Source organism: Mesorhizobium sp. M0514, from assembly GCF_040321145.1.
Taxonomy (GTDB): domain Bacteria; phylum Pseudomonadota; class Alphaproteobacteria; order Rhizobiales; family Rhizobiaceae; genus Mesorhizobium.
Genome location: NZ_JAMYQZ010000169.1, coordinates 1 through 5,286, shown reverse-complemented (window position 1 = coordinate 5,286; position 5,286 = coordinate 1). Strand labels below are relative to the sequence as shown.

The window sequence follows — 5,286 nt, the reverse complement described above, 5'->3', positions numbered from 1 at the left end:
CGCGAGGCCGCCCGCCGCTTTTACGCTTACTTCAGGTCGACCTTGGCGCCGGCTGCTTCCAGCTGGGCCTTGAACTTCTCAGCGTCAGCCTTGGAAACGGCTTCCTTGACCGGCTTCGGAGCTGCTTCGACCAGATCCTTGGCTTCCTTGAGGCCCAGGCCGGTGATGGCGCGGACTTCCTTGATGACGTTGATCTTCTGAGCGCCTGCCTCGGTGAGGACGACGTCGAATTCCGTCTTTTCCTCAGCCGGAGCAGCAGCAGCGGCAGCGCCGCCGGCAGCGGCAACCGCCACCGGAGCAGCAGCCGAAACGCCCCACTTTTCTTCCAGAAGCTTCGACAGCTCGGCCGCCTCGAGGACGGTCAGCTTCGAAAGGTCGTCTACGATCTTTGCCAGATCAGCCATTGTTGTATTCCTTCATCAGGTTCGAACGTGTGTTTGTGATAGCGAGGAACGGCCTCATGCCGCCTCGTCCTTCCGGGCGTAAGCGCCGATGACGCGCGCGACCGAAGCCGCTGGCGCATTGACGATCTGGGCGATCCGGGTTGCCGGCGTGGCGATCATGCCAACCAGCCTGGCGCGCAGCTCATCGAGCGACGGAAGTGTGGCGAGTGCCTTCACACCGTCGGCGTTGAGCGAGGTGGTGCCCATTGCGCCGCCGAGAATGACCAACTTGTCATTTCCCTTGGCGAAATCGGACGCGACCTTCGGCGCCGCAATCGGATCCTCCGAATAAGCGATCAGCGTCTGTCCCTTGAACAGGTCGATGATCGATGCGGAGTCCGTGCCCTGAAGAGCGATTTTGGCGAGACGGTTCTTCGCGACTTTGACGGTGCCACCGGCAGCGCGCATTTTCGACCGAAGGTCGTTCATTTGCGCGACGGTGATACCGGCGTAGTGGGCCACGACGACTGAACCAGCGCCTGCAAAAGCACCATTCAGGCCCGTGACGAGTTCGCGTTTTTCCGCTCTGTCCACTGCCTATCTCCAGTTGACCCCTGCCCCGCTAGTGGGACAGGCGTCGGGTTGCCTTTTTGCCGGCCGGGCCATCCATTACAGATCTCCCGAACGACGCTCGAGGATCCTGCCCCCTTTCGCCACATCGACGGCAAGCCGGAGATGCGCAGACAAAAGGCAAACACGGTTCGAACCTTTCATTGGAGCTTGTCGCTCCGTTGTCCGGTTTTCACCCGTCTCATGCAGGCCCAATTCAATTAAGGCTTCTGGGCCGCCTGCAATCTCGGACAGGATGTCCGGAAGCCTCTCGACTTCCGGTACCGGGCCGCCGACAAGTCGGAGGCCCGGAATTCACTTGCGGATCAGCGCCTTGGAGCCGATCCAGATGTTCGTATCAAGACGCTGCGAGCGTCGAGACGTCGAGCTTGAGGCCCGGGCCCATCGTCGAGGTGACCGACACCTTCTTGACGTAGTTGCCCTTGGCGCCAGCCGGCTTTGCCTTGGTCACGGCATCGGCGAAGGCGCGGACGTTTTCTTCCAGCGCCTTGACGTCGAACGAGACCTTGCCGACGCCGGCATGAACGATGCCGGCCTTCTCGACGCGGAACTCGACAGCGCCGCCCTTCGATGCCTTGACGGCGGCGGCGACGTCGGTGGTGACGGTGCCGACCTTCGGGTTCGGCATCATGCCGCGCGGGCCCAGCACCTTGCCCAGACGGCCGACCAGCGGCATCATGTCCGGCGTGGCGATGCAGCGATCGAAGTCGATCGTGCCCTTCTGGACGATGTCGACCAGATCCTCGGCACCGACAATGTCGGCGCCGGCGGCGCGAGCCTCATCGGCCTTGCCGCCACGTGCGAACACGGCGACGCGGACAGAGCGGCCGGTGCCGTTCGGCAGGTTGACCACGCCGCGGACCATCTGGTCGGCATGGCGCGGGTCGACGCCGAGGTTCATCGCAACTTCGATGGTCTCGTCGAACTTCACCGTCGAACGGTCCTTGAGCAGCTTCAGCGCCTCACCAAGGGCATAGGCCTTGTTGGGGTCGATGCCGTCGCGGGACTTCGATACACGCTTTGCAATCTTCGCCATGATCTCAGCCCACCACTTCCAGACCCATCGAGCGGGCGGAGCCCTCGACCATGCGCATGGCCGCCTCGACGTCGTTTGCGTTCAGATCCTTCATCTTCTGTTCGGCGATGGCGCGCACCTTGTCGCGGCCGATCGTGCCGGCCTTGATCTTGCCCGGCTCTTTCGAACCTGACGTCAAGTTCGCCGCCTTTTTCAGGAAGTAGCTCACCGGCGGCGTCTTCATGACGAAGGTGAAGGACTTGTCCTGGTAATAGGTGATGACGACCGGGATCGGCGATCCCTTTTCCATTTCCTGGGTCTGCGCGTTGAACGCCTTGCAGAATTCCATGATGTTGATGCCGCGCTGACCAAGTGCCGGGCCGATCGGCGGAGACGGCGTAGCCGATCCCGCTTTGACCTGGAGCTTGAGCTGGCCTGCAATTTTCTTAGCCATCTCTTTCCTGCCTTTATCTCATGCCGGCCCCAGTATCGGGAACACCGGCGGTTGCAGTCTGGTGGTGCGGTCCGCGCGGCCGGCTAAAGCCGCATTCGCCTCCCACCCGTTCATGGCCGCGCGCTTTCCGCGCCGCCTCCCCTTGCCGGCGAACCGGCGCAGGGTTTTCGGATCAGCCCTTTTCGACCTGTCCGAATTCCAGATCGACCGGCACGGCGCGCCCGAAGATCGAAACTTCCACCTTGAGCCGCGCCCGCTCCTCGTCCACTTCCTGGACGAAACCGTTGAACGAGGCGAACGGACCATCCGAAACGCGGATCGCCTCGCCGATCTCGAAAGTGACCGAGGGCTTCGGCCGTTCGACGCCTTCCTGAACCTGGTTCAGGATGCGCTGCGCCTCGGCTTCGGTGATCGGCACCGGCTTGGAGTCACCGAGGAAGCCGGTGACCTTCGGCGTGTTCTTGACCAGCGAGAACACCGCATCGGTCAGATTGGCCTTGAGCAGCACATAGCCCGGAAAGAACTTGCGCTCGGCATCGACCTTGCGGCCGCGGCGGATTTCGACGACCTTCTCGGTCGGCACCACGATCTGCTCGATATCGGCGGACAGGCCCTTCTGCTTGGCCTTGTTCTCAATGTCCTCGGCGACCTTCTTTTCGAAGTTCGAATAGGCGTGGACGATGTACCAGCGCGCGGTCATTTCAAGACTTCTCCGTAATCGCCGGACTTAATGGCCGAGGCTCAGTAACCGCTCGATCGCGTAGCCCATGGCCACGTCGGCGGTGAAGAAAAAGATCATCGCGATGACCGCGAATACGAGCACCATCACCGTCGAGATCATCGTCTCCCGGCGCGACGGCCAAGTCACCTTGGCGGTCTCCGCGCGGACCTGCTGGAGAAAGACGAAAGGATTTGTGGTTTTCGAAGCCATATGCCGCTCTGTCTTCAAGACCCGTTGGCCGGGTCTCCTGGATGATCCCGCTGGCCGGGACGTGCCGCCTGGGTTCAAGTCGGCGCCGAATCAGCGCCATTTCGCCCATGCAAATCGGACGCGTAAAGCCGGCTTCCCAGCTCCACGCGTCGCGTGTCTGTTGTGTCTACATAAAACCGATTCTTGATCCACGCAAGTGGCAAGTGTCCGCTTTATGACCAAACGCCGCCTCGGAACCATCCAGTCGTCCCGTCCCGGCTATCGGGGCCTTATGCCTCAGTTCGCCCAATATGGCAAGCCACCTGCCGTTTTTCAATGCCAGACCCCATTCCAGGGGTGCATCCGGAAATCAGGCACGTGATTACAAGTTCGAGGAAATGGCGTTGCGGACGAACCTGCGACCTGCTGTTTTGGAAACCAAATGAAGCGCACGCAAGATTGGAATCCAGCTGCCCATGCCGAGGCAGCTGGATCAACCCAAGGTTAGCTCAGGCGCAGGCGAGTTCGACCCCGGCCACTGCGCCGATTCCGCGTGGTGGGCGTGGGCGCGGCGCGATCACTGCCGGGCACGGGGGCGGGTCGTCGTCATCGTCGGGGCCGAAAGAACGGCCACGACGCCGCCAAGCTTTGAGACCGCTGCGGCGCGAGGAGGGTCGCCAAGGCAGCACCCGGCCTGAAGTCTCTTTCCCCAGCGTGGGTTTCTCATCCAGAGCCTTCAACGCCCTCAGAATCTGGTCGACAGGGATTACCGTGCCGTTGTCCAGGCGGCGCAAGGCAGGCTGGTTTTCCACCGCGCAGGCATCGGACGCCCACGAGGAAAGCAGTGCCCGCTTTTCTCCACGGCTGAGGCGTGGATGGTTGATGACGTCGTCTGGATTGTCGAGCAGGCACAAAGAAGTTTCAATTTTGCCCGAGCGTGCCGCAGAAAGTGTCGGTGTCTCGTAGAAGTTGTCCATCTCCATTCTCCGCAATCTGGGCCTCCCGGCCGAAGCCGGGAGGCGGACCGCAGGGATAACTGAATCGATACGATCAGGCCGCTTTGCGGGAGCGTTCCGTATCCTGGGCGATCTGCTTGCCGCCCACCTGAGCGTCGCCGGCCCCGATGCTGATGCGGCGCGGCTTCAGCTCTTCGGGAATCTCACGGACGATGTCGATGGTCAGGAGACCCTTCTCAAGGTTTGCTGCCTTGATCTTCATGTGGTCGGCAAGCTTGAACGTCTGCCTGAAACTGCGGTAGGCGATGCCCTGGTGCAGCAGCTGGCGTCCGCTCTGGTCATCAGCCTTCTGGCCTACCACGACCAGTTCGGGTCCATGCTGGGTCAGCTCAACCTCATCCTGGCTGAAGCCTGCGATGGCCATCGAGATACGGTAATCGTTCTCGTCGACCTTCTCGATGTTATAGGGCGGCCAGTCTGGACGCGTGCCGCTGTCGAGCATGTCGAAAAGCCGGTCGAAACCGACGGTGGTCCGATAGAGGGTATCAAAGGTTCTCATAGCCACATCCTCCTTGAAGCAACATGGGTACAAGGACGCCGCCCCGTGCGGCGCCGCCATTTTTTGCCGAGCCTTATGGCCTTGGCGGAAATCGAATTAGGAGGCGCCCCAAATGAGTTCAAGAGCATCTCGAATTTTTTTTAGTAGCATCCTTCGCATCGACGGAAAGCGAAATCTGAGTTTCTACGGGACCTTCCCTTCGAACAGTCGAACAGCCCCTTGAAGTACATATCCGGCGGGAAGTTTTCGCGCGATCTGCGCGACCGCATCGTCTACTGCCCCGCCGTCCCGTTTCGTATTCAAATGCCGGCCAGCAAGGAACCGGGTAGCGGCCTTCCGATCCGTAAATCCACCCTGTCGGGGGCGAAACGTCCCGGCA

8 protein-coding genes are annotated in these 5,286 nt (G+C 61.3%); all 8 read right to left on the bottom strand.

What is annotated here, in order from left to right; genetic code table 11:
- Positions 1-26: 26 nt before the first annotated feature.
- Positions 27-404, bottom strand: a complete 378-nt coding sequence (gene rplL, locus NKI61_RS32245; RefSeq protein WP_023667436.1) for a 50S ribosomal protein L7/L12 — start codon at positions 402-404, stop codon at positions 27-29.
- A gap of 54 nt (positions 405-458) precedes the next feature.
- On the bottom strand, positions 459-977 hold the full coding sequence (gene rplJ / locus NKI61_RS32240) for a 50S ribosomal protein L10 (protein ID WP_023667437.1): 519 nt from the start codon (positions 975-977) through the stop codon (positions 459-461).
- A 373-nt stretch (positions 978-1,350) separates the two neighbouring features.
- Positions 1,351-2,049, bottom strand: a complete 699-nt coding sequence (gene rplA, locus NKI61_RS32235) for a 50S ribosomal protein L1 (protein ID WP_023667438.1) — start codon at positions 2,047-2,049, stop codon at positions 1,351-1,353.
- A 4-nt stretch (positions 2,050-2,053) separates the two neighbouring features.
- On the bottom strand, positions 2,054-2,482 hold the full coding sequence (gene rplK, locus NKI61_RS32230; protein ID WP_006333334.1) for a 50S ribosomal protein L11: 429 nt from the start codon (positions 2,480-2,482) through the stop codon (positions 2,054-2,056).
- A gap of 172 nt (positions 2,483-2,654) precedes the next feature.
- Positions 2,655-3,182: a transcription termination/antitermination protein NusG gene (gene nusG, locus NKI61_RS32225; RefSeq protein ID WP_006333333.1), complete on the bottom strand. Its 528-nt coding sequence runs from the start codon at positions 3,180-3,182 to the stop codon at positions 2,655-2,657.
- A 27-nt stretch (positions 3,183-3,209) separates the two neighbouring features.
- Positions 3,210-3,413, bottom strand: a complete 204-nt coding sequence (secE, locus tag NKI61_RS32220) for a preprotein translocase subunit SecE (RefSeq protein ID WP_023667439.1) — start codon at positions 3,411-3,413, stop codon at positions 3,210-3,212.
- Positions 3,414-3,901: 488 nt separating this feature from the next.
- Positions 3,902-4,369 (bottom strand): hypothetical protein, encoded by a 468-nt coding sequence (locus NKI61_RS32215; protein WP_352842338.1) that lies wholly within the window; start codon positions 4,367-4,369, stop codon positions 3,902-3,904.
- A 73-nt stretch (positions 4,370-4,442) separates the two neighbouring features.
- The gene (locus NKI61_RS32210; protein WP_352842337.1) at positions 4,443-4,907 is read right to left on the bottom strand and encodes an Hsp20 family protein; all 465 of its coding nucleotides are present in this window, start codon (positions 4,905-4,907) and stop codon (positions 4,443-4,445) included.
- Positions 4,908-5,286: the final 379 nt, after the last annotated feature.

Bases quoted from the DNA above. Each gene is read 5' to 3' on its own strand.
- rplK (WP_006333334.1), bottom strand. From the start codon at position 2,482: ATGGCTAAGAAAATTGCAGGCCAGCTCAAGCTCCAGGTCAAAGCGGGA.
- NKI61_RS32215 (WP_352842338.1), bottom strand. From the start codon at position 4,369: ATGGACAACTTCTACGAGACACCGACACTTTCTGCGGCACGCTCGGGC.
- rplA (WP_023667438.1), bottom strand. From the start codon at position 2,049: ATGGCGAAGATTGCAAAGCGTGTATCGAAGTCCCGCGACGGCATCGAC.
- rplL (WP_023667436.1), bottom strand. From the start codon at position 404: ATGGCTGATCTGGCAAAGATCGTAGACGACCTTTCGAAGCTGACCGTC.
- nusG (WP_006333333.1), bottom strand. From the start codon at position 3,182: ATGACCGCGCGCTGGTACATCGTCCACGCCTATTCGAACTTCGAAAAG.
- NKI61_RS32210 (WP_352842337.1), bottom strand. From the start codon at position 4,907: ATGAGAACCTTTGATACCCTCTATCGGACCACCGTCGGTTTCGACCGG.
- secE (WP_023667439.1), bottom strand. From the start codon at position 3,413: ATGGCTTCGAAAACCACAAATCCTTTCGTCTTTCTCCAGCAGGTCCGC.